At 43.6% G+C, this 2145-nt stretch carries 3 protein-coding genes; all 3 read left to right on the top strand.

The features are described 5' to 3' along the window. Window positions 1-738, top strand: a 738-nt coding sequence (locus WBJ10_RS01170; RefSeq protein ID WP_424287725.1) for a diguanylate cyclase, incomplete at its 5' end; no start/stop codon positions are given. Window positions 739-862: 124 nt separating this feature from the next. Beyond that, window positions 863-1651: a HipA family kinase gene (locus WBJ10_RS01165; RefSeq protein ID WP_424287726.1), complete on the top strand. Its 789-nt coding sequence runs from the start codon at window positions 863-865 to the stop codon at window positions 1649-1651. Continuing rightward, a complete protein-coding gene (locus WBJ10_RS01160) occupies window positions 1617-2012 on the top strand; it encodes a DUF3037 domain-containing protein (RefSeq protein WP_424287724.1) in 396 nt (131 codons plus the stop codon). The genes WBJ10_RS01165 and WBJ10_RS01160 overlap by 35 nt, the downstream gene beginning before the upstream one ends. Window positions 2013-2145 lie beyond the last annotated feature (133 nt).

Raw genomic sequence — 2145 nt, 5'->3', positions numbered from 1 at the left:
GCAGAACTTACTATTGCTAACAAGGAACTTGCTTTTCAGAATCAAGAAAAAGGTAAACGGGCTTCGGAACTCGTGGCAGCTAATAAGGAATTAGTTGTCCAATACAAAGAGAAGAAATTGCGGGCAGCTGAACTCGTTAAAGCAAATACCGATCTGGCTCTTCAAAATATAGAAATGGAGAAAAAGGCTTCTGAGCTTCTTATTGCTAATAAGGAACTTGCTATCCGGAACAGAGACAAGGCACAGAAAGCTGCAGAATTAGTCATTGCTAATAAGGAACTGACTGCTCAGACTATCGAGAAAGAGCAGAAGGCTGCAGACCTTATTATTGCGAATAAAGAGTTAGTGTTGCAGAAAAAAGAAAAAGAAAATCGCGCATCCGAGCTAATTGTTGCTAATAAGGAACTTGCATTTCAGAATAAAGAAAAGGAAAAGAGGGCTGTTGAATTAGCCAAAGCTTACAAAGAGCTTAAAGATGCTTACGCATTGAAACAGGAATATATAACCAACCTGTCGGAAGTTATTTTTAGAATCTCTCATGAGATGCGACAACCTATAGTGCAAATCATGGGAGTGACTGATCTACTCGATCAGCCGAACAATACGATTGAAGAAATTGCTGAAATGACTCGTTTTCTAAAGCAGTCTGCTAATTCACTGGATACATTCACACGGGAATTAACAGTTTTTATTAACAATGCCAGATTAAAAGCTGGATCGGGAAAATTAGGAAATTAGCAAATTCGCGAATGGGGCGGGAATTAAATTGAAATAGCCCTTTCAAATGAAACCAGCAGACCATTTGCTCATTTTCTCATTTGCTAATTCTCTAATTCTCCCGAATTTACCCGACTTTAGCAGCATGATTCCCCCACTCAGATCTGTTGCAGTCACCCGCTATGTTACACCCCTGCGGGAAGGTGGTTCTATGCCTGCTATCGCGGAGGCGGAGGATGGCTTTTTATATGTGCTCAAATTCCGGGGAGCAGGGCAGGGGCCAAGGGCTTTAATTTCTGAACTGATAGGCGGTGAGATTGCGCGAGTGCTCGGACTTAGAATTCCGGAATTGGTATTTGCTACACTTGATGAAGCCTTTGGCCGAACTGAAGCGGATGAGGAGATTCAGGATCTTCTTAAATTTAGCGTCGGATTAAATCTGGGTTTACACTATCTTTCTGGCTCTATCACCTTTGATCCGGTAGTGCACAAGGTCGATTCCTTGCTCGCTTCACAAATTGTATGGCTCGACTGCCTGCTTACCAATATGGACCGCACCTGCCGCAATACCAATATGCTGATCTGGCATAAGGAATTGTGGCTTATCGATCACGGGGCATCCCTTTACTTTCATCACTCCTGGCAAAACTGGGAAGAACAGGCCGTTAAACCTTTTTTCCTGATTAAAGAGCACGTTTTGCTTTCGGAAGCTTCGGAACTGGAAGTTGTTGATGCGGATTTTAGCAAACTATTAAGCAGCGAGCATATCCGTTCAATTGTAGCACTGATACCTGATGAATGGCTTAACGACGAGAATACATTCAAAACGAAACAGGAATACCGTGATGCTTATGCTGTATTTTTAGAAACGCGCATCGCTAATTCAAAAATTTTTGTAAATGAAGCCCAAAATGCAAGGAAAGCACTTATTTGAGTACGCCGTGATCCGCGTTGTGCCCAGGGTGGAGCGTGAGGAATTCCTGAATGTGGGGGTAATACTTTACTGCAGAGATCAGAAATTTCTGCAATCTAAGTGTCAACTGGATGAGAAGCGCCTTGCGGCTTTTGCAAAAGATATCGATATCGATGAAATCAAAGAAAGTCTAAAGGCTTTCGGACAAATCAGTGCCGGTACCAGGGAAGGCGGCCCAATAGGGAAACTGGATTCTGCCTCCCGCTTTAGGTGGCTTACGGCTACGCGAAGTACTGTTGTTCAGACTTCGAAAGTGCATCCGGGGTTTTGTGAGGAAGCTCAGGTTACGTTGGAGAGGCTGTTTGGGGAGCTGGTTCTTTAGAGAACTGAAAATGGAAAACTGAAGGAGACGTACCTACAGAACTAACTTTGTGCTATAAAGTCCGGGCTTTCGCCGGGATGACAACCGCTTTGTGAAACGGGGGATGGAGGGAACTTCATACATGGGCATCTTC

It is taken from the genome of Daejeonella sp. (assembly GCF_049655485.1).
Classification (GTDB): domain Bacteria; phylum Bacteroidota; class Bacteroidia; order Sphingobacteriales; family Sphingobacteriaceae; genus Daejeonella.
This window is presented reverse-complemented; position numbering and strand designations above follow the sequence as displayed.